Source organism: Arthrobacter sp. Dra40 (genome assembly GCF_059091905.1).
This window is the reverse complement of record NZ_JBNHHB010000560.1, coordinates 1-539: the sequence shown is the minus strand read 5'-3', so window position 1 is coordinate 539 and position 539 is coordinate 1. Positions and strand designations below refer to the sequence as shown.

Here is a 539-nt window from a genome sequence, read left to right as displayed (position 1 = left end):
CTGTTCCGCCATCATCACGAGAACTGAGGAGGGGTCATGGCAGACCCAGCACGCGCCGCCAAGATGGCCGACCGGATTAAGGTCGTGGTGGCCCAGGCGCTCGAGCGCCGGGTCAAGGATCCACGCTTGGGATTTGTGACCATCACGGATGCCCGGGTAACCAACGACCTGCAGCACGCCACCGTCTACTACACGGTGTTCGGCGACGCCGAAGAGCAGGACGGCACCCGGAAGGCACTTGAGTCCGCCAAGGGCGTCCTGCGGGCAGAGGTGGGCCGGAACATCACCGCCCGGCTGACGCCCACACTGGAATTCGTCCCCGATGAGATTCCGGTCAACGCCAGCCACCTGGAAGAGCTGTTGCGCACGGCGAAGGCCAGGGATGCCGAGGTGGCAGCCATGGCCGAAGGTGCTGCCTTCGCCGGTGAAGAGGACCCGTACCGCAAGCCCGAAGATGAGGACGAATCCGGCAGCGGGCCGCGGCCGGAATAACCACCGCTGCTCACACACGGGGGGGCCACCTGCTGCGTGCAGCAGGT

At 66.0% G+C, this 539-nt stretch carries 1 protein-coding gene; it reads left to right on the top strand.

Going from position 1 to position 539, the window contains the following annotated elements; all coding sequences use genetic code 11:
* The first annotated feature begins 36 nt into the window (after window positions 1-36).
* Entirely contained in the window at window positions 37-492 is a 456-nt protein-coding gene (gene rbfA / locus AC5RWT_RS37985; protein ID WP_494084704.1) for a 30S ribosome-binding factor RbfA, read from the top strand.
* Window positions 493-539: the final 47 nt, after the last annotated feature.

Excerpts from the sequence above, each read along its gene's own strand:
- rbfA (WP_494084704.1), top strand. The coding sequence starts at position 37 with ATGGCAGACCCAGCACGCGCCGCCAAGATGGCCGACCGGATTAAGGTC.